We start from the raw sequence: 26,853 nt of genomic DNA, 5'->3' as shown, positions 1-26,853 counted from the left end.
ATTGCCCTTAAGATCAATATTAAAAATGCATGTAAAATGAGCTTAAATACGCAGATTTTAATTGCCGCCGTATTGGGGGTACTGTTTGGATTTTTACTGACTTTATTTCCGCAAAGCACATTTTTTGATGTCGGCCTGTACGGGATTGGAATTGCCAGCAGCCTTTTTATTGGCCTGCTGAAAATGATTTTGATTCCCCTGATTTTTACTTCAATCGTGGTTGGTGTGTCTAATCTGCAGGCGGGGGGACAGCTGAGTCGAACCTGGAAAATTACTTTGCTGTGTTGTGTGACCACCACCTCATTGGCACTGATTCTTGGCCTCACTTGTGCACATCTGTTTGATGTAGGGAGAGGTGTGAATGTGGTGATGTTTCAGGATGCCATGGCTCAGCATCAAACGCCTGATACCTTAACGCCGTCGTCTTTCTTTACTAATTTTATTCAGAATACCCTAATCAATCCTTTTAAGGCCTTTGCTGATGGCAATGTCCTAGCCGTTGTAATTTTTGCTCTATTTATCGGTGTGGCTCTGGTCGCAGGTGGAGACAGCTTCCGTACTGTGCGTAAGCTCAGTCACCAGTTTTTTGACATCATGATGTTGATGATTGGCTGGATCATGAAACTGGCACCGATTGGGATTTTTGCATTACTCGCCAAGTTAATTGCCACTGAAGATATTTCAGTACTGAGCCGTCTGGCCGAGTTTGCGGCAGTCGTGACAGGTACCACAATTTTTCATGGGATAGTGGTGTTGCCGTTATTGCTATGGATCTTCGGAAAAATGAATCCACTGACCTTTTTTAAAGGCACCCGTAGTGCATTAATTACCGCCTTTGCCACCAGTTCCAGTTCGGCAACCATGCCAATTTCTTTAAAGTGCGCGCAGGAAAATCTAGGGGTACGTCCGCAAACAGCCGGTTTTGTGATTCCACTTGGCACGCAGCTGAATATGGATGGAACAGCACTTTATGAAGCAGCCGCAGCTTTGTTTATTGCCAATCTGATGGGGCTGGATCTAACCTTAGGTCAGCAGCTGGTGGTTTGTGCCACGGCAATGATTGCGTCCCTAGGCGCACCGGGCATTCCAAGCGCCGGCATGGTCACCATGATCATGGTGCTACAATCGGTGGGGCTGCCTGCTGAAGCGATTGCGATTTTACTTCCGATAGACCGTCTGCTGGATACCGTACGTACTGTGGTCAATGTACAGGGCGATATGATGATTAGTGTGGTGGTAGATCGACATACCCGCGAGCCTGAAGTGCCAGTTTAATCTTTGCTAATTCAGCTTTATCTAAGTCTGGATTCCAGACAATTTCCTAGAGATGACCATTGGGATCCTGAAAATAACCTGCATATCCGCCATAAAAAGTCGTGTGTGCAGGTTTAATAATTTTAGCACCGGCACGTTCTGCCTGTGCCATTGCTTGATCGACTTCTAAGGGACTATAAACATTATGTCCCAGAGTCATTTGAGTCGGACAGATTGGACTCGGCTCCCGACCGGTATCTTGCTGGATACTACGCTGTGGCCATAAGGCAAACTTAAGCGACTTTGAGAGTAGCACGTTTGGCTGCCTGTGAATGGTCGAGATAATGCAGCGCATCATCGGTACTGCCTTCATGCACCGGATCATACCAGGGCATTAAGTAGACGAGCTGTTGGGATACTAACCACAGCGGATTAGGTAGCAGGCGGTTATCAAACTGAGAAATACGCAACCATTCTTTCCAGATCCAGCATATTCGGATCAGCACCCAGACGTTCCCATTCAGTATTCTAGAGTGCATATTTACCCAAGACATAGGTCATATGTTCTATCGTCGCAATGATACCGAGACGAAACAGATCCCATTGGTGTTCTAAGATTTTAGGAATTTTGAGACCGAATGGCTGATCGGCGAGCAGCTTGTTAAATAGGAAATACATGATGTCCAGATTGCGCTGGATATCAATCTGACGTTCAGATAAATATTCTTTATTGGCCGAATTATGTGCCTGGGCATGCATGGCTTCCTGACGGATAAACGCCTGCACATCATGCTTTAATTTTTCGTCAGTGATCTGGGGGAGGACTTTGTTATATAAACGGCAGAACCAAAGTTCACCCGCGGGTAGAATATTGTTAATTTCATTGACGAAGTAACTGGCAAAGGGCTGATCAGGAATCCAGTCGACTGGAGTGTCTTGCCATTCAAAGCTGACTTTGCGAGGCTGGATAAAATAGGAAATGGAAGAGCCAATTCTTGTTGTTTTGAAGCGCGAAAGTAAAGACATGGTGTGAATCCATCACTGCTTGATCAAGACAGTATGAAAAAAATATCCCGAATTGCAGCAGGCAATACGGGACATTCTTTTATCCGATGAAACTCATTCGGCTTATTTTTGTGGATCCTGTTCGACAATCTCAGCTGGATCGGCTTCTAGAGGCGCGTCCAGATCATTCAGTTCACTGGCAGTGACTTCATGAGCGCTGTTGGTCTCATCTTCATCTTCTAATAATTCAAATGGTTCATCAGCTTCGTTTAAATCATGCATTGAAGCTTCAGGAATGCTGTCCAGATCAAATTCAGGTGCTTGATTCAAAGTGAAGTTCAAACGGCCGCCCATCACACTGGCCAATTCTTCCAAACCTTGCTTGTTTAGAGAAGAGAATAGTTGAATCGAGAAATCCAGCTTCATCTTTTTCAGTTTGGCTTTCACTTCTTGTAGCGCTTTCGAAGCGGGGCCACGGTTCAGTTTGTCGGCTTTGGTCAGCAGAACATGTACGAATAATTTACGTGAATACGCCCATTCCAGCATCATCACATCAAAGTGTTGTAGCGGATGACGGATATCCATTAGCAGCACTAAACCTTGCAGGCTCTTACGGTGAATCAAATAGTTTTCCAGTTCTTTCTGCCAGACAATTTTCATGGCTTCTGGGACCGCTGCATAGCCATAACCCGGTAAATCGACCAGACGCTGATCCGGATTGCCAAGGCTAAAGAAGTTGATCATCTGGGTACGGCCTGGTTTTTTGGACGCACGGGCCAACTGTTTCTGATTGGTCAGGGCATTGATGGCACTCGATTTACCTGCATTAGAGCGGCCAGCAAAAGCCACTTCATAACCGGTATCTTCTACACACAAGCTCAGCTTGGGTGCACTCATCAGGAACTCAGCTTTGCGTAACCAGTTGAGGGCTTGTACCGAATATTCAGTAATGGCTGGATCGACCTTTTTTTCATAGCTGATCTTTTGCTTTGGGGCATTTGATGCCTTACTGTTTTTCGACTTTCCTCTGCTGTGATGCATGACTCAACTTCAATGACTAATTATACAAGAAGCTATTATAAAGGAAGTCGGGCGGGCAAGCGAACTTTAGAATTGTTCAATAGAATAAGGGTATTAGAGATTGATCAGACTAATCGGTGACTGGATACTAAAATGTTCCTTAGTCGGTTCAACGACATCACCCAGAATATATTGATCCAGAATGGTATAGAACTGCTCCACAGCCTGATCCAGAATGCCTTTTAATCCGCAATTGGTACGTAATATACAAGGTGGATCATTACATTCTACAATCTGGTTATCACGTTGTAGAATACGCACAATCTGTCCTAGCTGAACTTTCAGGGCAGCTGGATTAAGACGGATTCCACCCCCTTTACCACGAGAAGTAATGAGCCAGTCCTGTTTTGCCATAAAGTAGACGATTTTCATGGCATGGTTCTGTGAAATCTGTAAGCGCTCCGCCAGCTCGGCAATCGTATAAGGCAGATCACGGGGTTGTGCAACATACATCAGTATGCGCAGCGCATAGTCAGTAAATTTATTCAGTTGCATGATAATACTGATGTTTTTGATGAAAAAATTAGGGTTAGTCTAGCATACCAGACTAACCCTCTGTTTTTATTTTAAGCTGAAGAAGCAGTTAGTGGCGTACACCACCTGTGCCAAAGGCTTCGCTATGAATGTTCTCAGCAGGAATTCCGCGAGCGACAAGTGCCTTTTGCTGTTCAGCCATAAATGGCATTGGGCCACAGAGATAGTAGTCTGCATTGGCTGGTAATAATGCGCTATCTACAGTGCTTAAGTCCAGTCGACCGGCAACATCATAATCCTCGCCCAGTTTATCGCTTGGGTGCGGGAATTCATAAGCAGTCATTGTGCTTAAACGTGGGTATTTGGCTTTCAGGTCATGAATATGCTGTTTCATTGCATGAACCTGTTTGCTACGGCAGGCATGGATAAAAGTCACAGGCTGTGGCATGTCCAGAGTCATCAGCTGGTTTAGCATGGCCACCATTGGAGTTAGACCTACACCGCCACTGATGAACACATTACGTTTGTTCGGATCGATCAGGTAGAAGTTACCTGTTGGTGCAGAGACTTCAATTTCTGAACCTTCTGGCAGGCTGTGTAGGGTATTGGATACCCAGCCTGGAACCATGTCGCCTTTCTGGTCTTCACGTTTTACCGAAATACGAAGGTAATCCGCTTGTGGGCAAGTCGACAGGGTGTATTGGCGTGGCTGTCTCAGGTTGAGTTCAGGTACGAATACACGTACTGAAATGTATTGGCCGGCTTCATATTTTGGTAATGGACCGCCGTCAACTGGAGCCAGGTAGAACGAAGTGATTTCATCACTTTCCACGACTTTCTTGGCAATCTTGAAGTTGCGCCAGCCTAACCAGCTACCTTTAGTTTGTTCATGCTGGTCGTAAATCGCTTTTTCAGTTGCAATAAACAGATCCGCCAGTTGACCGTATGCTGCAGCCCAAGCATCAATCAGTGGATCATCCATAGAAATGTTCAGCACTTCACTGATCGAATATAAAAGGTTTTCCCCAACAATACCGTAGTCCGGTGCCTTAATATTTAAGCTCACGTGCTTGTGTGCGATCAGCTCAACCACAGGTAACAGCACAGATGGATCTTCGATATTTTCAGCATAAGCCAGAACCGCACCTGCCAAGGCTTGTGCTTGAGCTCCACTGCGTTGATGTCCCATGTTAAAGGTTTCTTTCAAATCAGGATTATTGCCTAGCATGCGGTTATAGAAATAACCGGTCAGGGCAACCCCATTTTCACGAAGTACAGGAACAGTGGCTTTTACAAGGTCAATTTGCTGTGGAGTCATAGCTGATCTCTCATGGCTGTTATTTATAAGATGTATTTAAAATACATCTTATAAAATGCTTTTACAATATAGGAAATGCATAAAACCATAAAAAAATTATGGGATATAAAAATATCCCATAAAAATGATGTTTTCAATCGGAGAAAGGAAGGCTATTTGCGCCCAAAGAGGGAACCTAATAGACCACGCACAATTTTCTGGCCGGTACTACCACCAAGACTACGTGCTGCACTTTTAGCAAAGGTACCCACAATATCCTGAGTAAGTTTTTCACGTTGCTTAGCTGTACGTTCAGCTTCTTTTTGCTGTTCACGTGCCAAACGTTCCTGTTCCTTGGCTTGCTGTTTAGCTAGAACTTCCTGTTCTTTGGCTTGCTGCTTGGCAAGTTCCGCGGCTTGAGCCTGCTGCTGACGTTCCAGTACTTTTTGCTGTAGCATCTCATGCGCACTGTCACGGTCAACTTCCTGCTCATAAATACCAGCCACGATGCTTTGTTGCATCAGTGCCTTACGTTCTTCTGGTGTAATCGGGCTAAAAGAGGAATGTGGGGGCATGATCCAGCCACGTTCAACAATCTGCGGAGTCCCTTTTTCATCCAGACAGCTAATCAGCGCTTCACCCATAGCAAGTTCAGTAATCGCTTCCTGCGCTTTAAATTCTGGATTGGCACGGAAGGTATCTGCCGCCGTTTTGACTGCCTTCTGGTCTTTAGGCGTAAAAGCGCGTAAAGCATGCTGAATGCGGTTGCCGAGTTGCCCTAATACGCTTTCAGGTAAGTCGAATGGATTCTGGGTGACAAAGTAAATCCCGACACCTTTGGAGCGGATCAGACGCACCACCTGTTCAATCTTGTCCTGCAGGGCGGGGCTAGCATTATCAAAGAGTAGGTGGGCTTCATCAAAGAAGAACACCAGTTTCGGTTTGTCCAGATCACCCACTTCTGGTAACTGTTCAAATAACTCTGACAGCATCCATAACAGGAAAGTGGCGTACAACTTCGGTGTGTTCATCAGCTTGTCGGCAGCCAGCAGATTGATATTGCCGCGGCCTTGGCTATCCGTTTGCAGGAAATCCATCAGGTCTAGTGCTGGCTCGCCAAAGAACTTGTCACCGCCTTGATCTGCAAGTGCCAATAAATTGCGCTGCATTGCACCGAGGCTGGCAGGTGAAAGATTGCCATATTCCACTTTAAAGTCTGCAGCATGTTCACTGACATAACTCAGCATGGCTTTCAGGTCTTTAAAGTCAATGAGTAATAATCCCTGATCATCGGCAATCCGAAAGACGGCAGACAGTACGCCTTCCTGGGTATCATTCAGATTTAGGATGCGGGCAAGCAAGAGTGGCCCAATTTCAGAAATCGTAGTGCGGATCGGATGGCCTTGTTCGCCAAACAGATCCCAGAACACGACCGGCGAAGCTTCAAAAGGAATCGAGTCAATATTCAGGCTTTTAATCCGTTCATCAAACTTAGGATTACTTTCCCCCGGCTTGGCCAGGCTGGAAACATCTCCCTTAGCATCGGCTAGGAACACGGGTACACCAATGCTGGAAAAGCTTTCTGCCAAAACTTTCAAAGTTACCGTTTTGCCAGTTCCGGTCGCGCCGGCAATCAGCCCGTGACGATTGGCAAGCTGTGAATGCAGCACAATATCTTGCGTGGTATCACTGGTTTTTTTAGCAATAATGATTGGTGTGCCCATAAATTTTCCTATTGTTATTTATTCATTTTTAAGTTTTTTCATGTTTTGTAGTGCATGCTGAATGTCTTCAATCAGATCTTCGGGATGTTCCAGACCAATACAGAAACGAACCAGAAAACCTTCTTTCAAATGTGAATGTTCAAGCACACGCATTTCTTTTAAGTTATATAGCATGACCAGACTGACAGGACCACCCCAGCTAAAGCCAAGCTTAAACAGTTGTAAGCTGTCACAGAAATTGCGAATATCTTGCAGCTTGTAATTATTGTCAAAAATCACGCTGACCAGTCCGGCGCTGTGTTCTTGCTTGCAAATTTCTTTCCAGTATTCATGACCTGCGTTGTCAGCATCAGCCGGATGTAATACCTGAACAAATTCTGGTTGCTGTTTGAGCCAGTCTAATAAGGTTAAACAGCTTTGTGATTGATGTTCATATCGGAGTTGCATCGATGCCAGACTACGTTGTACCTGAGCGACATCATCACCTGATACTGAAATACCCTGAATGGCATGCGCACGGAACAATTTATGGTGCAGTTCTTTATCGCGGGTCACTACTGAACCCATCAGGATATCACCGCCACCACTTGGATATTTAGTCAGGGCATGCACAGTCATATCGACACTTAAATGATCCTCACCAAAATCAAATGCATTAAAGGCAAGGCCTGCACCCCAGGTATTATCCAGCGCAGTGAGGATGTTGTTCACTCGGGCCTTCTTGACCAAGCGACTTAAATCGGGAAATTCTAATGTCACAGAACCTGCTGCTTCCAGCCAAAGTAGTTTGGCTTTTTCCGAGGGCTGAAAAGTATTCGCATCTATCGCATTATAAACTTTGACCTGAATGCCATAGCGGGTTTCCAGATTGCATAAATGTTCCATATTTGGACCATAGATATTATCCGCAACCCACACTTCATCGCCCTGGCTTAAAAAACAAGAATTCACGAGATTAATCGCGGATAAACCACTCGGTGCCAGCAAACAATATTGACCACCTTCGATCTGGGCAATGCTATCGCCTAAGGTAAATGTCGTCGGTGTACCATGCGTGCCATAGCTATAGTCATAGTCATCAGTCCAATGGCGATTAAATAGGGCATCGGTGTTGTTAAAGATAATGGTGGATGCACGAAACATGGGAGGTTGAATACTCGAAATGTATTGCGGGGCCTTTCGTGGTGCATGAATCAGCGCTGTTTGAGGATTTTTTTTCACGTGAATGCTCTTAAATGTAATCAAATATTGCTTTAGCTTAAGAGAATCTCATTATTGCTGCCAGTTATGTTGTGAAATGTTGAAAAAACTGACATTGCTAAAAAGTTGGCTTCATTTTTGCAAAACCTAAAATCAGAGAGCTACAACAAAAGGTTTAGGCGCATGAAGTCGCAGTTAAAAGTACATTATTTTCAGCATATTGCTGGCGAGGGTTTTGGTAGTTGTATTGATTTTTTAAAGCAGCATCAGGCGCAAATTACTGCGACTGAATTCTTTGCTTTACCCGTCGATCGTCCACTGGATATTGAAGCTTTGCCATCAGTCGATGAAGTTGATTTACTGATCATCATGGGCGGTACCATGAGCGTCAATGATGAAGCAAATTATCCATGGCTCAAGATCGAAAAACGCTGGTTACGCCGTTATCTTTCTCAAGGCAAGCCGTCAATTGGTCTATGTTTAGGCGGGCAGTTGATTGCCAATGCCTTGGGTGCGGCCGTCAGCCGTAACCAGGAGCAGGAGCTAGGCTGGACCACGGTACGAAAAGTCGCGCATGTACCCGAGGATTGTTTTGTCTTGCCTGAACAGTTCGAAATCATGCAATGGCACAGTGAAACCTTTGAAATGCCTAAAGGAGCAATTCATCTAGCAGAAAATGAAGCCTGCCGTAATCAGATGTATCAACTCGGCAAGAATGTTTTGGGTTTCCAGTTTCATCCGGAAATCACCCCGGAAACTTTAAAGCTGTTTTTGGAAAATGAAGAAGAAATTTCACAATTTTCTGGAAAATATGTACAGGACATTCAACAACTGAAAAGAACAACCAAAAATAATTTTATTCAAGGAAATCAAATACTAAACCAAGCTATTCAATATGTTTTGGAAAAAACGGCCTAGTGGGTAAAAAATAAACAATTGATTTCCCGAATAAATTGAAATACAGCAAGAAAAACTCTAAAAGGGATTTGCTTATGCAATAAACAATGGCTATAATAAGCGACCCTTCGATAGGAAGGGGGTTAACTGCGAAGAAAGTAGTTAACTATCGTTACAGTCGTGGCATCGATCACGACCTTAGTGATATTTCACTGCTCTTGACACTTGCCTTTAAATAGTGGGGTGAGATGCGTCAAGAGTGATTCTTTATATATTTGGCTTGGAGTTAACTGGTATGTCTAACCAGAGAATTCGTATCCGTCTTAAGTCTTTTGATCACCGTCTTATTGATCAATCAGCTCAAGAAATCGTAGAAACAGCAAAACGTACTGGCGCACAAGTTTGTGGTCCAATTCCAATGCCTACACGCATTGAACGTTTTAACGTTTTAACATCACCACACGTTAACAAAGATGCGCGTGACCAATACGAGATCCGCACTTACAAACGTTTGATCGACATCGTTCAACCTACAGACAAAACTGTAGATGCATTGATGAAGTTAGATCTTGCAGCTGGTGTTGATGTTCAGATCGCATTGGGTTAAGGCTTTCGGGTTAATTAACGCTCTAAGTTAATTAGGCCGCTTTTTTAGAGGTTTATGCACATGGCTATTGGTTTAGTCGGTCGCAAGTGCGGTATGACACGTATCTTTACAGATGCTGGTGTTTCTGTGCCTGTTACAGTGATTGAGGTTGATCCTAACCGCATCACTCAAATCAAAACGCTTGAAACTGATGGTTATCAAGCGATTCAAATCACTACTGGTGAACGTCGCGAATCTCGCGTAACTAACGCTCAGAAGGGTCACTTTGCGAAAGCTGGTGTTGCTGCTGGTCGTCTGGTTCAAGAATTCCGCGTTTCAGAAGCTGAGCTTGAAGGTCGTGAAGTTGGCGCTACTATCGGTGTAGATCTGTTCACAGTTGGTCAAATTGTTGACGTAACTGGTCAGTCTAAAGGTAAAGGTTTCCAAGGTGGTGTTAAGCGTTGGAACTTCCGTACTCAAGACGCTACTCACGGTAACTCTGTTTCTCACCGTGTTCTAGGTTCTACAGGTCAAAACCAGACTCCTGGTCGCGTGTTCAAAGGCAAAAAAATGGCTGGCCATTTAGGTGCTGAACGCGTAACTGTACAGGGTCTTGAAATTGTATCTATCGACGCAGAACGTTCAGTTCTAGTGGTTAAAGGTGCGATTCCTGGCGCTACTGGTGGCGACGTAACTGTTCGTCCTACGATCAAGGCCTGAGGGGAAATAACGTGAATTTAAATACTGTTTCCGGCTCTGCTGTTGAATTATCAGAAGTTGCGTTCGGTCGTGAATTTAATGAAGCTCTTGTACACCAAGTTGTTACAGCTTACTTAGCTGGTGGTCGTCAAGGTTCTAAAGCTCAGAAATCACGTGCAGACGTTTCTGGCGGTGGTAAAAAACCATTCCGTCAAAAAGGTACTGGCCGCGCTCGTGCTGGTTCTATTCGTAGCCCAATCTGGGTTGGCGGTGGTAAAACTTTTGCTGCTCGTCCACAAGACTGGTCTCAAAAAGTAAACCGTAAAATGTACCGCGGTGCTATGCAATGCATCCTGGCTGAACTTGTTCGTCAAGATCGCTTAGTTCTAGTTGAAGAGTTTGCTGTTGCAGCTCCAAAAACTAAAGAATTGCTTGCAAAACTTAACGACTTGAATGCTACTCGTGCATTGATCGTTACTGATGCTGTTGATGAGAACTTGTATCTAGCTGCTCGTAACCTTCCACACGTTGATGTGGTTGATGCGACTGCAATCGATCCTGTTAGCTTGATCGCGTTCGATAAAGTTGTTATGTCTGTAGCTGCTGCTAAGAAAATTGAGGTAGAACTCGGATGAACAACGAACGTTTATATCAAGTCCTTCAAGGACCTGTTTTCTCAGAAAAAGCACAAGTTTTAGGTGAAACTGCTGGTGTTCAAGTATTCAAAGTTGCACTTGATGCAAACAAACTTGAAATCAAAAAAGCAGTTGAACAATTGTTTGGTGTAGAAGTTGTTAAAGTTAACACTACGATCACTAAAGGTAAAACTAAACGCTTTGGTAAAACATTAGGACGTCGTTCTGATGTTAAAAAAGCATACGTCACCCTGAAAGCTGGCCAAGATGTTGAAATGGCTGACTTGGGCGATGCCGCTGAAAGCGCAGCGGAATAAGGACGAAAACTATGCCTATTCAAAAATGTAAGCCAACGTCTCCAGGACGTCGCTTTGTAGAGAAAGTGGTTCATGATCACCTTCACAAAGGCGCGCCTTATGCTCCACTAGTTGAAGCTAAAAAACGTACTGGCGGCCGTAATAACAACGGTCACATTACGACTCGTCACGTTGGTGGCGGTCACAAACAACACTACCGTTTAATCGACTTCAAACGTAACAAAGACGGCATTCCAGCTGTAGTTGAGCGTATTGAATACGATCCAAACCGTACTGCGCACATTGCGTTGTTGAAGTATGCTGACGGTGAACGTCGCTACATCATCGCGCCTAAAGGTTTACGCGCTGGTGATTCAGTTCAATCTGGTAATGATGCTCCAATCCGTCCAGGTAACTGCTTGCCACTTCGCAACATGCCTATCGGTTCTACTCTTCACAACATCGAACTTAAAATCGGTAAAGGCGCGCAGTTAGCTCGTTCAGCTGGTACTTCTGTTCAGTTGTTGGGTCGTGACGGTTCTTACGCTATCGTTCGTCTTCGTTCAGGCGAGATGCGTAAAATTCATGTTGAATGCCGCGCTGTGTTAGGTGAAGTATCTAACTCAGAAAGCAACCTTCGCTCACTAGGTAAAGCTGGTGCATCACGCTGGCGTGGTGTTCGTCCTACCGTTCGTGGTATGGCGATGAACCCAGTTGATCACCCACACGGTGGTGGTGAAGGGCGTAACAAAGGTATTCAACCTGTAAGCCCATGGGGTCAAAAAGCTAAAGGGTACAAAACACGTACCAATAAGCGTACGACTAAGATGATTATTCGCGACCGTCGCGTTAAGTAACAAGTAAAGGAATCTGACAATGCCTCGTTCTCTGAAAAAAGGCCCATTCGTCGATGCGCACTTGTTCGCTAAGGTTGAAGCGGCTATCGCGGCTAATAACCGTAAGCCGATCAAAACTTGGTCGCGTCGTTCGATGATCCTCCCGGATTTTGTTGGTTTAACAATTTCTGTACACAATGGCCGTAACCATGTTCCAGTGATCATCTCTGAACATATGGTTGGACACAAGCTTGGTGAATTTGCACCGACTCGTACCTACCGTGGTCACGGTGTTGACAAGAAATCTAAACGTTAATAGGTGCTATGATGGAAGTAACTGCTAAATTACGCGGTGCCGCTATCTCGGCACAAAAAGCTCGTTTGGTTGCAGATCTTATCCGCGGCAAATCTGTTGCGCACGCTCTTAACATCTTAAACTTCAGCAACAAAAAAGCTGCAGTATTGGTTAAGAAAGCGTTGGAATCTGCAATTGCAAACGCTGAACATAATAACAGTTTAGATGTAGACGACCTTAAAGTTTCTACGATCTACGTTGATGAAGGCATGAGCCTGAAACGTATTATGCCACGTGCTAAAGGCCGTGCAGATCGTATTACTAAGCGTACTTGTCACATCACCGTTAAGGTAGGGGTTTGATATGGGTCAGAAGGTTCATCCAATCGGTATCCGCCTAGGTGTTGTGAAACGTCATAACGCTAACTGGTATGCGAGTCCGAAACAATACGCTGAATACTTGCTTAAAGATTTGCAAGTTCGTGAGTTTTTAACTAAAAAACTTAAGAATGCAATGATCAGCAATATTCTTATCGAACGTCCAACAGGCGCTGCTAAAGTAACTATTAGCACTGCTCGTCCTGGTATCGTAATCGGTAAAAAAGGCGAAGACATTGAGAAATTACAACGCGAATTAACATCTATTATGGGTGTTCCTGCGCAAGTAAGTATCAACGAAATTGATCGTCCAGACTTAGATGCGCGTCTAGTTGCTGAAGCTATCGCTTCTCAATTGGAAAAACGTGTAATGTTCCGTCGTGCTATGAAGCGTGCGGTTCAAAACACTATGCGTGCTGGTGCGAAAGGTATCAAAGTAGAAGTTTCAGGCCGTTTAGGTGGTGCTGAGATTGCTCGTACTGAATGGTATCGTGAAGGTCGTGTACCTCTACATACTCTTCGTGCAGATATCGACTACGCGACTATGCGTGCTGAGACTACTTACGGTACGATTGGTGTTAAAGTTTGGATCTTCCGTGGTGAGATCTTGGGTGGCATGAAACAAGTCATGAACCCAGCTCCAGCTGAAGAACGTCCAGCTAAACGCGGTCGCGGTCGTGGTGAAGGTCAAGAGCGTCGTGGTCGTCGCAATGATCGTTCTGCTGAAAAAGGAGAATAATCCATGTTGCAACCTAAACGTACTAAATTCCGTAAGGTGCAAAAAGGCCGTAACACTGGTCTAGCTCACCGCGGTAGCTCAGTATCTTTTGGTACTATCGCACTTAAATCAATTGAACGTGGTCAAATGACTGCACGTCAAATTGAAGCAGCGCGTCGTACAATTAGCCGTCGTATTAAACGTGGTGGTAAAATCTTTATCCGTGTATTCCCGGACAAGCCAATTACTTCTAAACCACTTGAAGTGCGTATGGGTAAAGGTAAAGGTTCTGTGGAATACTGGGTTTGCCAAATCAAACCAGGTAAAGTCTTGTACGAAATTGATGGTGTTAACGAAGACCTAGCTCGCGAAGCGTTCACGCTTGCTGCTGCTAAACTTCCGTTTAAAACCACTATCGTGACTCGGACGGTAATGTAATGAAAACTAAAGATCTACGTGAAAAGTCGGTAGAAGAGTTGACAGCTTTGCTTGATGAGCAACAGCTAAACCAATTCCGTCTTCGTATGGCGAAAGCAACTGGTCAATTGGGTAAATCGCACGAAGTGCAATTGACTCGCAAGACTATTGCTCGTATCAAGACCCTCCTTACCGAAAAACAGGGGAACGGACAATGAGTGAAAATACAGTCCGCACGTTAACAGGCAAAGTAGTAAGCGACAAGATGGAAAAATCTATCGTTGTTCTTATCGAACGCCGTGTTCAACACCCGTTGTATGGCAAATCAATCCGCCGTTCAACAAAATTACATGCTCATGATGAGAACAACACAGCTAAAGTTGGCGACGTTGTAACCATTAAAGAAAGCCGCCCAATGTCTAAAACTAAGTCATGGACTTTAGTTGAAGTTGTTGAAGCAGCTGCTGAGTAATTAACGTTCTTGTTGCATCATCGGTCAATTTCGAGTACTCTTTGAGCCTTTCGAAATTGTGACCGGTGATGCTCGGTTTTGGAGTAGGGCAATGATTCAGACCGAAACTATGCTCGACGTAGCAGACAACAGTGGTGCTCGCCGCGTACAATGTATTAAAGTACTTGGTGGTTCACATCGTCGTTATGCTTCTGTTGGCGACATTATTAAAGTTACTGTAAAAGAAGCAATTCCACGCGCACGTGTTAAAAAAGGTGACGTGATGAATGCAGTAGTTGTACGTACAAAATTCGGTATCCGTCGTCCAGACGGTTCAGTGATTCGTTTCGACGATAACGCTGCTGTTATTTTGAACAACAACAAAGCGCCGATTGCAACTCGTATTTTCGGACCAGTGACTCGTGAACTTCGTACTGAACAGTTCATGAAAATTATTTCATTGGCTCCTGAAGTTCTATAAGAGGCGATCATGGCTAAGATTAAAAAAGGCGATCAAGTAATTGTGATCGCAGGTAAAGAAAAAGGCAAACAGGGTACTGTTCTGTCTGTTTCTAATGACCGCGTTAAGGTTGAAGGCCTTAACTTGGTGAAGAAGCATCAAAAGCCGAACCGTGTTACTGGCGCTGAAGGCGGCATCGTAACTCAAGAAGCTTCGCTTCACATTTCAAACGTGGCAATTTTTAATGCTACAACCCAAAAGGCTGACCGTGTTGGTTACCAAACGATTGATGGCGTGAAAACTCGCGTATTCAAATCTAATGGTGAATCAGTGGCGGTAGCGAAGTAATAGGTTGAAAAAGGCAATGGCCAGACTTAAAGCACGTTACAACGACGAACTTAAAGCTCAATTAAAAGAACAATTGGGAATTAAGAATGTGATGGAGATCCCTCGCATCACTAAAATCACTATCAACATGGGTGTTGGTGCAGCTTCTGCTGACAAGAAACTCCTTGATGGTGCTCTTTCTGATATGCAAGCTATCGCTGGTCAAAAACCAGTTCTTACGTTAGCTCGTAAATCTATCGCTGGTTTCAAAATCCGTGATGGTTGGCCGATTGGTTGTAAAGTTACTTTACGCGGCGAACGTATGTACGAATTCTTAGACCGTCTGATCTCGATTGCGATTCCTCGTATCCGTGACTTCCGTGGTTTCTCTGCGAAATCATTTGATGGTCGTGGTAACTACTCAATGGGTCTTAAAGAACAGATCATGTTCCCTGAGATCGATTTTGACAAGATTGACCGTATTCGTGGTATGGACATTACCATCACTACGACTGCTCGCACCGATGACGAAGGCCGTGCGCTAATGCGTGCATTCGGCTTCCCGTTCAAATAAGAGGTCGAAATGGCTAAGAAAAGTATGATTAATCGCGAATTGAAACGCGAAGCTACTGTTGCTAAATACGCTGCAAAACGTGCTGAATTAAAAGCAATCATTGCAAACGTAAATGCTTCAGATGAAGAACGTTTCGATGCGATGATGAAATTACAAGCATTACCACGTAATGCATCTCCAGTACGTCTACGTAACCGTTGTGGTTTAACTGGTCGTCCTCATGGTTACTTCCGTAAGTTCGGCTTAAGCCGTAACATGGTACGCGATAAAGTAATGCAAGGTGATGTACCTGGCGTTGTTAAGGCAAGCTGGTAAGGAGCACTATAAATGAGTATGCAAGATACCGTTGCCGACATGCTAACACGTGTTCGTAACGCACAAATGGCAAAGAAACAAACTGTTTCTATGCCTAATTCTAAGTTGAAAGTTGCGATTGCTAACGTACTTCAACAAGAAGGTTATATTTCAAACGTAGAAGTTGCTGAAGTTGAAGGCAAAGCAACTCTTACTTTGACTTTAAAATATTTTGAAGGCAAGCCAGTTATCGAAACTGTGAAACGCGTAAGCCGTCCAGGTCTACGTCAGTATCGCGGTAAAGATGCACTTCCAAGCGTTAAGCAAGGTTTAGGTATTGCAATTGTTTCTACAAGCAAAGGCATCATGACTGATCGCGCTGCACGTGCTGCAGGCGTTGGTGGTGAAGTTATTGCTTTTGTTTCTTAATAGGTGATTCCTCATGTCTCGTGTGGCTAAAGCCCCAGTAACTGTACCTAACGGTGTAACAGTTACTCAGAACGGCCGGCAGGTCGAAGTGAAAGGCAGCAAAGGTACATTGTCTTTCAACCTGCATGCGCTGGTCGAGCTAAAACAGGAAGACGGTACTCTAGTTATTGCTCCTAAAGCTGAATCTAAAGACGCTTGGATGCAAGCTGGTACTGCTCGCGCTGTGCTTAACAACCTTGTAAAAGGTGTAAGCGAAGGTTTCGAACGTAAGTTACAACTTATCGGTGTAGGTTATAAAGCTGCGGTTAAAGGTAACGTTGTTAACCTTAACCTTGGTTTCTCTCACCCGATCGACTATACGCTTCCTGAAGGTGTAACTGCTGAAACTCCAACTGCAACTGAAATCGTACTTAAATCTGCTGATAAAGCAGTTCTAGGTCAAGTCGCTGCAGATATCCGTGGTTACCGTCCACCAGAGCCTTATAAAGGTAAAGGTGTTCGTTATTCTGACGAAGTTGTACTTCGTAAAGAAGCTAAGAAGAAATAAGGCGCGAGGTTCTTATGAACGAAAAGAAACAATCCCGTTTGCGTCGTGCGAAAAGCACACGCTTGCACATCCGTGCATTGGGTGCGACTCGTTTGTGTGTAAACCGCACTCCGCGTCACATCTATGCTCAAGTTATCTCAGCAGATGGCGGCAAAGTATTAGCGCAAGCTTCTACTCTAGACGCTACTCTACGTGCGGGTACTACTGGTAACGTTGAAGCAGCTCAGAAAGTAGGTGCTTTAATCGCGGAACGCGCTAAAGCAGCTGGTGTTACTAAAGTTGCATTTGACCGTTCTGGTTTCAAATATCATGGTCGTATCAAAGCCTTGGCTGATGCTGCCCGTGAAAACGGCTTGGAGTTCTAATCATGGCTAAAGTTGAACAAAACGAAGGTCTTGTTGAAAAGCTGGTTGCCGTTGATCGTGTAGCCAAAGTTGTTAAGGGTGGTCGTATCTTCTCTTTCACAGCATTGACTGTTGTGGGTGATGGTAATGGTCGCGTAGGTTTTGGTCGTGGTAAAGCGCGTGAAGTTCCTGCTGCTATTTCTAAAGCACTTGAAGCTGCTCGTCGTAACATGATTACTGTTGACCTTGTTGATGGTACTGTTCAGCACCCTATCAATGCTCGTCACGGTGCAAGCCGCGTTTACATGCAACCTGCTTCTGAAGGTACTGGTGTAATTGCTGGTGGCGCGATGCGTGCAGTTTTAGAAGCTGTTGGCGTACGTAACGTATTAACTAAATGTTATGGCTCTACAAACGCTGCTAACGTAGTAAACGCGACTTTTAACGGTTTGCGTGATATGACTTCTCCTGAGAAAGTTGCTGCGAAACGTGGTTTAACAGTAGAACAAATTCAAGGGTAATCAATCATGAAAACGATTAAAGTTACCCAGACTAAATCTGCATCGCACCGCTTGAAAAATCACAAGCTGAGCCTGAAAGGTTTAGGTCTGCGTCGTATTGGTCATACTGTAGAAGTGCAAGATACGCCTTCTAACCGTGGTATGATCAACCAAGTCTACTATATGGTTAGTGTAGAGGAATAAGCCATGACTCTGCGTTTAAATACAATTGCACCTGCAGAAGGTGCTAAGCGTGACAACCTTCGTTTAGGCCGTGGTATCGGTTCTGGCGTTGGTAAGACTGGTGGTCGTGGTATCAAAGGTCAAAACTCACGTAAGAGCGGTGGTACTCGTCCAGGTTTCGAAGGTGGTCAAACTGCACTTTATCGTCGTTTGCCTAAATTCGGTTTCACTAGCCAATTGGCTTTGAAAACTGCTGAAGTACGTTTATCTGAGCTTGCTAAAGTTGAAGGAGACATCGTGTCTCTTGAAACTTTAAAAGCTGCGAACGTTGTACGTAAAGACATGACTCGTGCTCGTATCGTACTTTCTGGTGAAATTACTCGTGCATTCACTGTACAAGGTGTTGCATTGACTAAAGGCGCTAAAGCTGCTGTTGAAGCTGCTGGCGGTAAAGTCGAGGAGTAATCCCCAGTGTCTATGACTCCTAGTTCTTCAGGTCATGTCAACATGATGAAAGGCCAACCATTTCATGTGAAATACCGTGAAATTATTCGTCGAATGATGTTTCTCATTGGTGCGTTGTTGGTGTTTCGACTAGGAGCGCATATTCCAGTACCAGGGATTAATAATGCTGCGCTAGAAAATCTGTTTAATGCAAACCAAGGTACCATCCTTGGTTTGTTTAACATGTTTTCGGGTGGTGCATTAGAGCGAATGTCGATTCTTGCTTTAGGGATCATGCCATACATCTCTGCATCGATTATCGTGCAGTTGATGTCTACTGTGGTTCCTCAGCTCGAAGCTTTGAAAAAAGAAGGCGAGCAGGGCAAACGTAAGATTAACCAATACACACGACAAGGCACGCTGTTCCTTGCACTTGTGCAAGCAATTGGTATGTGTGCTGGCCTGATCAGCCAGGGAATTACCCTGACCTCTGGTCTGGCTTTTTATGTTCCTGCAGTAACCTCATTGGTTGCGGGGACCATGTTCCTGATGTGGCTGGGTGAACAGATTACCGAGCGTGGGGTGGGCAATGGTATTTCCATGATCATCTTCGCAGGTATCGTTGCAGGATTGCCGACTTTAGTTATGCAGTCTCTAACTTCAGTTGATAATGGCCAGTCTAGTCTAATTGGACTAGCAATTTTTGGTCTGTTATCGATTGCTGTACTAGCAGCGATTGTGTTTATCGAGAAGGCGCAACGTCGTATTCCGGTGAACTATGCCCAAAAGCAGCAGGGACGTCGTGTATTTACTGCACAGCAAACGCATTTGCCATTAAAAATTAATATGGCGGGTGTAATTCCGGCAATTTTTGCCAGCTCTTTACTTTTGTTCCCAGCGAGCTTAGGTCAGTGGGTTGGTAGTTCGGATCCAAGTGCAGGAATTATCAAGCGTAGTCTACAAGACTTGGCATTGGTGTTATCGCCTGGTCAGCCGTTGTATTTGGTGCTCTTTGGTGCGTTAATTATCTTTTTCTGTTACTTCTATACAGCACTGGTATTTAGTCCTAAAGAAGTGTCAGAGAACTTGAAACGCAGCGGAGCTTACGTGCCTGGTATTCGTCCAGGTGAGCAAACTGCTCGTTACTTAGATCATATTCTCAATCGTTTGACCTTTATTGGCGCGATATACATCACTGTCATCTGTTTAATGCCGATGATTCTGCAAAGCTCTTTTGGTATTCCATTTAGCTTGGGCGGAACATCGTTGCTGATCGTGGTAGTGGTGGTGATGGACTTTATGGCTCAGCTTCAAGCACATCTCACCTCGCACCAGTATGACAATCAAACGTTAATGAGAAAAACGACTGCTCATCCTAAGGGATAAGCGCACTTAGAGGTTTCATCATGAAAGTACAAGCTTCTGTAAAGAAAATTTGTGGTAGCTGTAAAGTTATCCGTCGTAATGGGGTTATCCGCGTAATTTGTAGCGCAGAACCTCGTCATAAGCAGCGTCAAGGTTAATCTGATCAAGACCTGTTGATTTCAGTAGGCGAATTGGGTTATTATCCGCCCCTCAAGATTTTTGTGGGGCGGTTGATTATCTCTACTGCCTTTTTGGAGAAAATTGAATGGCTCGTATTGCCGGTGTAAACATTCCGGATAACAAGCATGCTGTTATCTCTCTAACGTACATCTTTGGTATTGGTCGCCACACTGCTAAGTCAATCTTAGCTGCTGCGGGTATCCCAACTACTACTAAGATCCGTGAATTAGATGACGCTCAGCTTGATGCGATTCGTGCAGAAGTTGCCAAGGTTCCGACCGAAGGTGATTTACGTCGCGAAATTTCCATGAACATTAAACGTTTAATGGATTTAGGCTGCTACCGCGGTCTTCGTCATCGTCGCAGCTTGCCTGTCCGTGGTCAACGCACCAAAACTAACGCACGTACCCGTAAAGGTCCGCGCAAACCAATTAAGAAATAAGATTTCTGGAAGCTAAAAGATGGCTAAAGATACTCGCACACGCAAGAAGGTCACTCGTACCGTCTCTGAAGGTGTTGCACACATTCACGCTTCTTTTAATAACACCATTGTGACTATTACCGATCGTCAAGGTAATGCACTGGCTTGGGCCACTTCAGGTGGACAAGGCTTCCGTGGATCACGTAAATCAACTCCGTTTGCTGCTCAGGTAGCTGCTGAAGTTGCTGGTAAAGCAGCTTTAGATTACGGTTTGAAAAACTTGGACGTCCTTGTTAAAGGTCCTGGTCCAGGTCGTGAGTCTGCGGTTCGTGCATTAGGTGCAGTGGGTTATAAAATTAACAGCATTACCGATGTGACTCCAATCCCTCACAACGGTTGCCGTCCACCTAAAAAACGTCGCGTGTAAGGAGAAACATTCATGGCTCGTTATATTGGTCCAAAATGCAAACTCTCTCGCCGCGAAGGGACAGACCTGCAATTAAAATCTGGCGTTAAACCATTTGACGTCAAAACTAAAAAACACGCTAAAGCTCCTGGTCAACATGGTGGAGCTCGTGGCGGTAAACAATCTGAGTACTCACTACAATTACGTGAAAAACAAAAAGTACGTCGTATGTACGGTGTTTTAGAGCGTCAATTTAGTAACTACTACAAAGAAGCTGCTCGTGTGAAAGGCGCAACTGGTGAAAACCTGTTGAAACTGCTTGAAAGCCGTCTTGATAACGTTGTTTATCGCATGGGTTTTGGTTCTACACGTGCAGAAGCTCGTCAGTTAGTATCTCACCGTTCAATCACTTTAAATGGCCGTCGCGTTAACATCGCGTCTATCCAAGTTAAAGCTGGTGACGTGATTGCAGTTCACGAAGGCGCTAAACAACAATTACGTATCAAAAACGCAATTGAATTAGCTGCTCAACGTGGCATTCCTTCTTGGATGGAAGTAGATCATTCTAAACTAGAAGGTACGTTCAAAGCTGCACCGGATCGTTCTGATTTACCTGCTGAAATCAACGAAAGCTTGATTGTAGAATTGTATTCTAAATAATCCTTGAGGTAGCAATATGACGCGTACTGCAAATGAGTTTCTAACTCCGCAAGCGATCAAGGTCGAAGCGGCAAGCGGGACCTCGGCAAAAGTTATTCTAGAACCCTTAGAGCGTGGCTTTGGTCATACTCTGGGCAATGCTTTACGTCGCATCCTTCTTTCTTCTTTACCTGGCGCTGCTGTGGTAGAAGTTGAGATTGAAGGTGTTGAGCACGAGTACAGTACTTTGGAAGGCTTGCAGCAGGACATCGTCGAGCTCTTGCTGAACCTAAAAGGATTGTCTATTAAGCTGTTCGATCAAAATGAAGCTTATTTAACATTAGAGAAACAAGGTCCAGGCGACGTAACTGCGGCTGACCTTCGTTTACCTCATAATGTTGAAGTGGTTAACCCTGAACACTTGATCGGCACGCTAAGTGCATCAGGCAATCTGAAGATGCGCCTGAAAGTGGCTCAAGGCCGTGGCTATGAGACTTCTGACTCACGTTTTCCAGAAGGCGAGACTCGCCCAGTGGGTCGTTTACAGTTAGATGCATCTTACAGCCCGATCAAACGTGTGTCTTACACAGTGGAAAACGCTCGTGTAGAACAACGTACTGACCTTGATAAACTGGTCATTGATCTTGAAACCAACGGTACAGTTGATCCTGAAGAAGCAATCCGCAAAGCGGCAACAATCTTGCAACAACAAATTGCAATCTTTGTTGATCTTCAGAAAGATCAAGCTCCTGTGGCTCAAGAACCTCGTGAAGAAGTTGATCCAATTTTGCTTCGTCCAGTAGATGATCTAGAGCTAACTGTTCGTTCTGCTAACTGTTTGAAAGCAGAAAACATTTACTACATTGGTGATCTTGTACAGCGTACTGAGGTTGAGTTACTTAAAACTCCTAACCTTGGTAAAAAATCGCTTACTGAGATCAAAGATGTTCTGGCTTCCAAAGGCTTACAACTCGGCATGCGTTTAGAGAACTGGCCACCAGCTAGTCTCCGTATGGACGATCGTTTCGCCTATCGTAGCCGTTAATTAAGTAGGACTATCACCATGCGTCATCGTAATAGTGGTGTGAAATTAGGCCGTACAAGCAGTCATCGTAAAGCGATGTTCCAAAACATGGCTAACTCTTTGTTTGAGCACGAGTTGATCAAAACAACTGTGCCTAAAGCAAAAGAATTACGTCGTGTTGCTGAGCCTTTAATCACTTTAGCTAAAGTCGATACAGTAGCAAACCGTCGTTTGGCGTTTGCTCGTACTCGTTCAGCTGCAACTGTTGGTAAATTATTTACCGTTCTTGGCCCTCGTTACAAAGAGCGTAACGGCGGTTATCTACGTGTTCTTAAAGCGGGCTTCCGTGCAGGTGATGCTGCACCGATGGCTTACGTTGAGCTAGTAGATCGCGAAGTTAACTAATTTCGTGTAGAGCAGCAAACGTTGTTCGAAAAGGTCGGTTGAATAAACCGGCCTTTTTTATTGTCTTGCATTTACCTATTATCAAGCAGTTTAGTAATTTGTCCTGAAAAGATAAAAAATAATCATTTTTATTTAAACTTGACATTGTGTATTGTCAATTTTGTGCTTTAATAAAAATATATGACAATGCTCAGGTAAAAGAAGAATATGGAAAAGCAAGTTGATATTTTAATTGTAGGCGCGGGGATCTCGGGAATTGGTCTGGCAGCCCATCTTTCTAAACATAGTCCTCAACGCTCATTCGAAATCATTGAACGTCGTGAAAGCTTTGGCGGTACATGGGACTTGTTTAAATATCCTGGCATCCGTTCAGATTCGGACATGTCGACTTTTGGTTTCAATTTTAAGCCTTGGAAAAAAGAAAGCGTATTGGCTTCCGGTTCAGCAATTAAAAATTATCTTGCAGAAGTGATTCAAGAATTTAACTTGAGCTCAAAAATTCATTTTCAACATCGCGTCGTTAGTGCCAATTATGATTCAGTGACACGTAAATGGTCAGTCGTAGTTGAAAACGCTCAGGGCAAAAAGCAGACCTGGATCGCCAACTTCGTTCTTGGCTGTACTGGTTACTACAATTATGATCAAGGTTTCCAGCCGGAATTCCCGAATCAGGAAGCATTCAAAGGTACATTCATTCACCCGCAGCATTGGCCTGAAAACTTCGATTATAGCGGTAAAAAAGTCGTGATTATTGGCAGTGGTGCGACAGCGATTACCCTAGTTCCTGCCATGGTCAAAGGCGGAGCAGGGCATGTAACCATGTTGCAGCGTTCACCGACCTATATTGCATCAGTTCCTTCGATTGACATGATTTACTCAAAGATGCGTAAATTATTGCCTGAAGATGTGGCTTATAAGCTGACCCGTGCGCGTAATATTGGCATGCAGCGTGGGATTTATGCACTTGCACAAAAACAGCCAAAATTACTGAAAACACTACTATTAAAATCTGTACAGTTTCAGTTGAAAGGGAAAGTGGATATGAAACACTTTACCCCGAATTATGAACCTTGGGATCAGCGCCTATGTGTAGTGCCAGATGGGGATTTATTCAAAATCCTGCGTGAAGGTCATGCATCTGTAGAAACAGATCATATCGAGAAATTTACTGAAACTGGGATTCAGCTGAAATCAGGTAAACATCTGGATGCGGATATTATTGTGTCTGCTACTGGTTTAAATATTCAGATTCTGGGTGGTATTCAGGCCACGATGGATGGCAAGCCTTTGGATACGTCGAAGCATATGTTGTATCAAGGGATCATGGTCAGTGATGTGCCAAATATGGCGCTGATTATTGGTTATATCAACGCTTCCTGGACCTTGAAAGTGGATATTGCCGCAGAATATATCTGCCGTCTGCTCAATTATATGGATCAGCATGGTTATGATGAAGTGATTCCAGAAGGGGATGCTACCGAATTACTTGAAGATACGGTGATGGGAAGTCTGACTTCAGGCTATATTGCCCGTGCAGCGGATGTGATGCCGAAACAGGGTAAGCATGCGCCTTGGAAAGTATCCAATAATTATCTAGCGGATCGTAAAGAGCTAAAAACTGCATCTTTTGAAGATGGAGTATTGAAATTCAAATTGAAATCCAGTGCCGTGCCAGCCAAGCCAAGATTGGTGTCTTAAGTGTAGATATAGATAAAAGGAGTACCTGATGTACTCCTTTTTCATATTTCAAATTAGAGTGATCTGGAAATCAGTTCCTTCATGATTTCATTGGTTCCTGCATAAATGCGGTTCGCGCGATTATCTAGATACGCTCGTGCAATCGGGTATTCCAGCATATAGCCATAACCGCCATGCAGTTGCAGGCATTCATCAACCACTTTGCTATACAGTTCAGAAATTTTGTATTTAGCAGCTGCGGCAGCATCAATTCCCAATTCCTGAGTAAGCTGTAGTTGCATACAACGGTCCAGATAAGCCCGACAAATTTCAATTTCGGTACGCAGTTCTGCCAGTTTAAAACGGGTATTTTGAAAAGCGCTGATCGGTTTGCCAAAGGCTTGACGTTCTTTGGTGTATTTCACTGTATGTGCGAATGCCGCTTCTGCCCCTGCCTGACATATGATGGCCACAATTAACCGTTCCCAAGCCAGTTCTTTCATCAGCATCATAAAACCCATGTCTTCCTGACCTAGCAGGTTTTCTTTAGGCACACGGACATTGTCAAAGAACAGTTCACAGGTATCCTGACCTTTCATGCCGATTTTATTTAAGGGTTTACCTTTACTAAATCCTGCACGATCTGCTTCGACCATAATTAAAGACAGGTTAGCAGAGCCTTTCTCGCTATGGCCCGTTTTACATACCACAATTGCCATATCACAAAGATAGCCATTGGTAATGAAAATTTTAGATCCATTAATCACATACTCATCACCTTCTAATACCGCACTGGTGCGTACTGCCTGCAGGTCTGAGCCAGTTCCGGGCTCAGTCATCGCAATTGCCGTGACCACTTCACCTGTTGCCATTTTCGGGAGCCATTGCTGCTTTTGTGTTTCATTGCAAAAGTTCAGAATATAATTGGCCACGATATCGGAGTGCAATGAAAATCCTGTCGCAGAGTCGCCTGCATAGGCCTGTTCTTCGATCAGGATCATGCTGTATAAACGATCCACCCCTGAACCGCCATAAGCTTCAGGCATCGTGGCACAGAGAAGGCCAAGTTCACCGGCTTTATTCCAGAGCTCACGATCGATATGCTGTTGCTGTTCATATTTTTCTGTATGAGGAGTCACTTCCTTTTCATAAAATTTACGGACCGTCTCCCGAAAGGCTTCATGTTCATCATTGAAAAGTTGACGTGGCAGCATGCTGGCCAATGGACGGATCGCGCTCGAATGCATCTTATAATTCCCTTATTGTGATGTTTTATTTAACTTAAGATAGAGCAGACGAGGGAGCAATGAGCTGAATGTTCAAATCTGGGGAATCTACTGATGCTTTTGGTCATTTGTATGAAATACCTCGAAATTCAGCAATGGCTTAAGGTAAACTACTCAGGTTTGTAACGAGTTGGGAAAATTCGATGACTGATGACATCACCTTAGAAGAGCGCAAAGTGATTTATCGCGCGCGTCGTGGCTTGAAAGAGATCGATGTATATTTTGATCCCTACGTGAAAAACTATTATCTCAATGCTGATCCCTTCGAAAAAGAGATGTTTGCTGAGCTGGTTGCACAGGAAGATCCGGACCTGCTGGACTGGTTTATGGAAGTGTCAGAACCCCCACGCCCTGAATTAAAAGATTTTATCAAGAAGCTTAAATTTTACGTTCATGGATAATCGCTGTTTCAAGCTGAGACGCAGCAAGTGTGCGCTGGTGTTTCAGCTTTTTATTTTCGCTGTATTGATGTTCTTGCTGTATCAGTTATTGCCTGTGACAATTTGGCTGGTTTGTGGCGTCATCGGATTGGTCATCTACCAGTTGTTTTATCGTAAGACACCGCACATTGAGCAGTTTGAATATCTGGATGGACGTGAATGGTCACTGACTGCAGCTGCACAAGGCACACGGCGAGTATTGATCAGTCACGTGATTGATCACCAAGCTTATATCGTGGTGTATTTCCAGCATGCAAAAGCCCGTCCATTGCTCATCTGGTGTGACCAGTTGCCTTTTAAACAATGGAAGTCTTTGAAAGTTCTGACAAAAATACTTTAATTGTCAGACAACTGATATTCCGAAATTTTAAATAAATTTTTTGAAAATAAAGATTTATCCGCTAACCCCGCTTGAATTGTCAGACAAAAAATCATATTTCTCTGCAAAAACAATGAATTGTATGACAATTTTTCGGCTGCTTTTTTTATAAGCAGGTACATTTAACTCACCAACAGCGAACACAGGAGATCATGATGGAATTTCCAATGTGGATGTTTTTGATCGTTGCGATTGTGATGGCCCTAGTCATAGGACGGCTGGGAACGGTGCTGAAGGACAGATTTTCACCTAAATAACAGAATTAAGCTCGAGAACCTATTTTCTTCT

The 26,853-nt window shown here is 44.2% G+C and carries 38 protein-coding genes and 3 pseudogenes; 33 read left to right on the top strand and 8 right to left on the bottom strand.

Going from position 1 to position 26,853, the window contains the following annotated elements; genetic code table 11:
* The first annotated feature begins 36 nt into the window (after positions 1-36).
* Entirely contained in the window at positions 37-1,275 is a 1,239-nt protein-coding gene (locus FOC32_RS02200) for a dicarboxylate/amino acid:cation symporter (protein ID WP_175966144.1), read from the top strand.
* A 46-nt stretch (positions 1,276-1,321) separates the two neighbouring features.
* Here the strand turns inward: FOC32_RS02200 and FOC32_RS02195 are convergent.
* The 7 genes and pseudogenes from FOC32_RS02195 to FOC32_RS02165 all read right to left on the bottom strand — a co-directional run.
* Positions 1,322-1,564 (bottom strand): annotated as a pseudogene (locus FOC32_RS02195) (VOC family protein); the annotation flags it as partial.
* A pseudogene (locus FOC32_RS02190) lies at positions 1,548-2,280 on the bottom strand (metal-dependent hydrolase). The pseudogenes FOC32_RS02195 and FOC32_RS02190, both read right to left, overlap by 17 nt.
* Positions 2,281-2,382: 102 nt before the next feature.
* Entirely contained in the window at positions 2,383-3,300 is a 918-nt protein-coding gene (yihA, locus tag FOC32_RS02185; RefSeq protein ID WP_175966142.1) for a ribosome biogenesis GTP-binding protein YihA/YsxC, read from the bottom strand.
* Between the two features lie 93 nt (positions 3,301-3,393).
* Positions 3,394-3,834 carry an RrF2 family transcriptional regulator gene (locus tag FOC32_RS02180; RefSeq protein ID WP_175966140.1) on the bottom strand — a complete coding sequence of 147 codons (441 nt, stop codon included), beginning with the start codon at positions 3,832-3,834 and terminating at the stop codon, positions 3,394-3,396.
* A gap of 88 nt (positions 3,835-3,922) precedes the next feature.
* The gene (gene hmpA, locus FOC32_RS02175; protein WP_175966139.1) at positions 3,923-5,131 is read right to left on the bottom strand and encodes an NO-inducible flavohemoprotein; all 1,209 of its coding nucleotides are present in this window, start codon (positions 5,129-5,131) and stop codon (positions 3,923-3,925) included.
* Positions 5,132-5,283: 152 nt separating this feature from the next.
* Positions 5,284-6,834: a helicase HerA-like domain-containing protein gene (locus FOC32_RS02170; protein ID WP_175966137.1), complete on the bottom strand. Its 1,551-nt coding sequence runs from the start codon at positions 6,832-6,834 to the stop codon at positions 5,284-5,286.
* An 18-nt stretch (positions 6,835-6,852) separates the two neighbouring features.
* Positions 6,853-8,055 (bottom strand): PLP-dependent transferase, encoded by a 1,203-nt coding sequence (locus tag FOC32_RS02165; RefSeq protein WP_175966136.1) that lies wholly within the window; start codon positions 8,053-8,055, stop codon positions 6,853-6,855.
* A 162-nt stretch (positions 8,056-8,217) separates the two neighbouring features.
* Between FOC32_RS02165 and FOC32_RS02160 the strand changes: the two genes are divergently transcribed.
* The 30 genes and pseudogenes from FOC32_RS02160 to FOC32_RS02015 all read left to right on the top strand — a co-directional run bounded on the left by FOC32_RS02160 (position 8,218) and on the right by FOC32_RS02015 (position 24,481).
* Entirely contained in the window at positions 8,218-8,952 is a 735-nt protein-coding gene (locus tag FOC32_RS02160; RefSeq protein ID WP_175966135.1) for a type 1 glutamine amidotransferase, read from the top strand.
* Positions 8,953-9,226: 274 nt separating this feature from the next.
* The gene (gene rpsJ / locus FOC32_RS02155; protein WP_000070912.1) at positions 9,227-9,538 is read left to right on the top strand and encodes a 30S ribosomal protein S10; all 312 of its coding nucleotides are present in this window, start codon (positions 9,227-9,229) and stop codon (positions 9,536-9,538) included.
* Between the two features lie 60 nt (positions 9,539-9,598).
* Complete coding sequence (gene rplC / locus FOC32_RS02150) at positions 9,599-10,237, top strand: 50S ribosomal protein L3 (protein WP_005233737.1); 639 nt, start codon at positions 9,599-9,601, stop codon at positions 10,235-10,237.
* An 11-nt stretch (positions 10,238-10,248) separates the two neighbouring features.
* Positions 10,249-10,851 (top strand): 50S ribosomal protein L4, encoded by a 603-nt coding sequence (rplD, locus tag FOC32_RS02145; protein ID WP_004786925.1) that lies wholly within the window; start codon positions 10,249-10,251, stop codon positions 10,849-10,851.
* The gene (rplW, locus tag FOC32_RS02140) at positions 10,848-11,168 is read left to right on the top strand and encodes a 50S ribosomal protein L23 (RefSeq protein ID WP_004786923.1); all 321 of its coding nucleotides are present in this window, start codon (positions 10,848-10,850) and stop codon (positions 11,166-11,168) included. The genes rplD and rplW overlap by 4 nt, the downstream gene beginning before the upstream one ends.
* 11 nt (positions 11,169-11,179) lie before the next feature.
* Positions 11,180-12,004 carry a 50S ribosomal protein L2 gene (gene rplB, locus FOC32_RS02135; protein ID WP_005233738.1) on the top strand — a complete coding sequence of 275 codons (825 nt, stop codon included), beginning with the start codon at positions 11,180-11,182 and terminating at the stop codon, positions 12,002-12,004.
* A gap of 19 nt (positions 12,005-12,023) precedes the next feature.
* Positions 12,024-12,299, top strand: a complete 276-nt coding sequence (gene rpsS, locus FOC32_RS02130; protein WP_004673001.1) for a 30S ribosomal protein S19 — start codon at positions 12,024-12,026, stop codon at positions 12,297-12,299.
* 11 nt (positions 12,300-12,310) lie between these two features.
* A complete protein-coding gene (rplV, locus tag FOC32_RS02125) occupies positions 12,311-12,640 on the top strand; it encodes a 50S ribosomal protein L22 (protein ID WP_001982638.1) in 330 nt (109 codons plus the stop codon).
* 1 nt (position 12,641) lies between these two features.
* A pseudogene (gene rpsC, locus FOC32_RS02120) lies at positions 12,642-13,458 on the top strand (30S ribosomal protein S3).
* Positions 13,398-13,811 carry a 50S ribosomal protein L16 gene (rplP, locus tag FOC32_RS02115; protein WP_004786917.1) on the top strand — a complete coding sequence of 138 codons (414 nt, stop codon included), beginning with the start codon at positions 13,398-13,400 and terminating at the stop codon, positions 13,809-13,811. Before rpsC ends, rplP begins: the two are co-directional and overlap by 61 nt.
* A complete protein-coding gene (gene rpmC, locus FOC32_RS02110; RefSeq protein ID WP_004786915.1) occupies positions 13,811-14,008 on the top strand; it encodes a 50S ribosomal protein L29 in 198 nt (65 codons plus the stop codon). The genes rplP and rpmC overlap by 1 nt, the downstream gene beginning before the upstream one ends.
* The gene (rpsQ, locus tag FOC32_RS02105) at positions 14,005-14,262 is read left to right on the top strand and encodes a 30S ribosomal protein S17 (protein WP_004786913.1); all 258 of its coding nucleotides are present in this window, start codon (positions 14,005-14,007) and stop codon (positions 14,260-14,262) included. Before rpmC ends, rpsQ begins: the two co-directional genes overlap by 4 nt.
* Positions 14,263-14,353: 91 nt before the next feature.
* Positions 14,354-14,722: a 50S ribosomal protein L14 gene (rplN, locus tag FOC32_RS02100; protein ID WP_001982634.1), complete on the top strand. Its 369-nt coding sequence runs from the start codon at positions 14,354-14,356 to the stop codon at positions 14,720-14,722.
* 9 nt (positions 14,723-14,731) lie between these two features.
* Positions 14,732-15,049 (top strand): 50S ribosomal protein L24, encoded by a 318-nt coding sequence (gene rplX / locus FOC32_RS02095; protein WP_004786911.1) that lies wholly within the window; start codon positions 14,732-14,734, stop codon positions 15,047-15,049.
* A gap of 16 nt (positions 15,050-15,065) precedes the next feature.
* Positions 15,066-15,602, top strand: coding sequence for a 50S ribosomal protein L5 (gene rplE / locus FOC32_RS02090; protein ID WP_004786908.1), 537 nt, complete (start codon positions 15,066-15,068; stop codon positions 15,600-15,602).
* A 9-nt stretch (positions 15,603-15,611) separates the two neighbouring features.
* Positions 15,612-15,917 carry a 30S ribosomal protein S14 gene (gene rpsN / locus FOC32_RS02085; RefSeq protein ID WP_004786907.1) on the top strand — a complete coding sequence of 102 codons (306 nt, stop codon included), beginning with the start codon at positions 15,612-15,614 and terminating at the stop codon, positions 15,915-15,917.
* Positions 15,918-15,929: 12 nt separating this feature from the next.
* Positions 15,930-16,325, top strand: a complete 396-nt coding sequence (gene rpsH, locus FOC32_RS02080; protein WP_004786905.1) for a 30S ribosomal protein S8 — start codon at positions 15,930-15,932, stop codon at positions 16,323-16,325.
* A gap of 13 nt (positions 16,326-16,338) precedes the next feature.
* A complete protein-coding gene (gene rplF, locus FOC32_RS02075; RefSeq protein WP_004786903.1) occupies positions 16,339-16,872 on the top strand; it encodes a 50S ribosomal protein L6 in 534 nt (177 codons plus the stop codon).
* A gap of 14 nt (positions 16,873-16,886) precedes the next feature.
* Positions 16,887-17,237, top strand: a complete 351-nt coding sequence (gene rplR / locus FOC32_RS02070; protein ID WP_004281497.1) for a 50S ribosomal protein L18 — start codon at positions 16,887-16,889, stop codon at positions 17,235-17,237.
* A gap of 2 nt (positions 17,238-17,239) precedes the next feature.
* Positions 17,240-17,737, top strand: a complete 498-nt coding sequence (gene rpsE / locus FOC32_RS02065) for a 30S ribosomal protein S5 (RefSeq protein ID WP_004786901.1) — start codon at positions 17,240-17,242, stop codon at positions 17,735-17,737.
* 6 nt (positions 17,738-17,743) lie between these two features.
* A complete protein-coding gene (gene rpmD, locus FOC32_RS02060; RefSeq protein ID WP_004786899.1) occupies positions 17,744-17,920 on the top strand; it encodes a 50S ribosomal protein L30 in 177 nt (58 codons plus the stop codon).
* A gap of 3 nt (positions 17,921-17,923) precedes the next feature.
* On the top strand, positions 17,924-18,364 hold the full coding sequence (gene rplO, locus FOC32_RS02055) for a 50S ribosomal protein L15 (protein WP_004786897.1): 441 nt from the start codon (positions 17,924-17,926) through the stop codon (positions 18,362-18,364).
* A 45-nt stretch (positions 18,365-18,409) separates the two neighbouring features.
* A complete protein-coding gene (gene secY, locus FOC32_RS02050; RefSeq protein WP_171065444.1) occupies positions 18,410-19,729 on the top strand; it encodes a preprotein translocase subunit SecY in 1,320 nt (439 codons plus the stop codon).
* Between the two features lie 20 nt (positions 19,730-19,749).
* Entirely contained in the window at positions 19,750-19,866 is a 117-nt protein-coding gene (rpmJ, locus tag FOC32_RS02045) for a 50S ribosomal protein L36 (protein ID WP_000867907.1), read from the top strand.
* Positions 19,867-19,973: 107 nt separating this feature from the next.
* Positions 19,974-20,330 carry a 30S ribosomal protein S13 gene (gene rpsM / locus FOC32_RS02040; RefSeq protein ID WP_005233747.1) on the top strand — a complete coding sequence of 119 codons (357 nt, stop codon included), beginning with the start codon at positions 19,974-19,976 and terminating at the stop codon, positions 20,328-20,330.
* A 19-nt stretch (positions 20,331-20,349) separates the two neighbouring features.
* Positions 20,350-20,736, top strand: coding sequence for a 30S ribosomal protein S11 (gene rpsK, locus FOC32_RS02035; RefSeq protein ID WP_001040166.1), 387 nt, complete (start codon positions 20,350-20,352; stop codon positions 20,734-20,736).
* Between the two features lie 12 nt (positions 20,737-20,748).
* Entirely contained in the window at positions 20,749-21,375 is a 627-nt protein-coding gene (gene rpsD, locus FOC32_RS02030; RefSeq protein WP_004786890.1) for a 30S ribosomal protein S4, read from the top strand.
* Between the two features lie 16 nt (positions 21,376-21,391).
* The gene (locus FOC32_RS02025) at positions 21,392-22,399 is read left to right on the top strand and encodes a DNA-directed RNA polymerase subunit alpha (RefSeq protein WP_004786889.1); all 1,008 of its coding nucleotides are present in this window, start codon (positions 21,392-21,394) and stop codon (positions 22,397-22,399) included.
* A gap of 18 nt (positions 22,400-22,417) precedes the next feature.
* Complete coding sequence (gene rplQ, locus FOC32_RS02020) at positions 22,418-22,783, top strand: 50S ribosomal protein L17 (protein ID WP_004786886.1); 366 nt, start codon at positions 22,418-22,420, stop codon at positions 22,781-22,783.
* Positions 22,784-22,990: 207 nt separating this feature from the next.
* Positions 22,991-24,481, top strand: a complete 1,491-nt coding sequence (locus FOC32_RS02015; RefSeq protein ID WP_175966134.1) for a flavin-containing monooxygenase — start codon at positions 22,991-22,993, stop codon at positions 24,479-24,481.
* A gap of 53 nt (positions 24,482-24,534) precedes the next feature.
* Here the strand turns inward: FOC32_RS02015 and FOC32_RS02010 are convergent, their stop codons facing one another.
* Positions 24,535-25,707, bottom strand: coding sequence for an acyl-CoA dehydrogenase family protein (locus FOC32_RS02010; protein ID WP_005233750.1), 1,173 nt, complete (start codon positions 25,705-25,707; stop codon positions 24,535-24,537).
* 182 nt (positions 25,708-25,889) lie between these two features.
* Here FOC32_RS02010 and FOC32_RS02005 point away from each other — a divergent pair, with 182 nt between their 5' ends.
* Complete coding sequence (locus FOC32_RS02005) at positions 25,890-26,147, top strand: succinate dehydrogenase assembly factor 2 (protein WP_125278962.1); 258 nt, start codon at positions 25,890-25,892, stop codon at positions 26,145-26,147.
* Positions 26,140-26,526, top strand: a complete 387-nt coding sequence (locus FOC32_RS02000) for a hypothetical protein (RefSeq protein ID WP_175966132.1) — start codon at positions 26,140-26,142, stop codon at positions 26,524-26,526. Before FOC32_RS02005 ends, FOC32_RS02000 begins: the two co-directional genes overlap by 8 nt.
* The last annotated feature ends 327 nt before the right edge of the window (positions 26,527-26,853 follow it).

It is taken from the genome of Acinetobacter sp. FDAARGOS_724 (assembly GCF_013364475.1).
Lineage (GTDB): Bacteria > Pseudomonadota > Gammaproteobacteria > Pseudomonadales > Moraxellaceae > Acinetobacter > Acinetobacter variabilis.
Note: the sequence above shows the minus strand (reverse complement) of the source record. Positions and strands in the feature narration are given on the sequence as shown.